Below are 232 nucleotides of genomic sequence, written 5' to 3'. Positions count from 1 at the left end.
CCATGCCGACCGCGGCGGCGGATGTCCGCACGGCAGCCCAGTCACGAGCCGCGCTGGCTGCCGTCATATGGGCCCAGTGTGCGCTGCGCGGTTCCGCCAGGACCTCGGTGAGGTGGCGGTACTGCGCGGCGGCGTCCGGGAAGCGCTGCATCGCCATCAGGGCCATCGCCACCAGATTGCGCGCGCCGTGCGAACCGGGCGACAGCGCCAGCAGCGCCGAGCAGGCCTGCTC

At 73.7% G+C, this 232-nt stretch carries 1 pseudogene; it reads right to left on the bottom strand.

What is annotated here, in order from left to right:
* Positions 1 to 232 (bottom strand): annotated as a pseudogene (locus ACQG3P_RS24670) (hypothetical protein); the annotation flags it as partial.

Origin of the sequence: Stenotrophomonas sp. SrG (assembly GCF_050031795.1) — a bacterium.
GTDB classification, from domain to species: Bacteria; Pseudomonadota; Gammaproteobacteria; order Xanthomonadales; family Xanthomonadaceae; genus Stenotrophomonas; species Stenotrophomonas rhizophila_A.
This window is presented reverse-complemented; position numbering and strand designations above follow the sequence as displayed.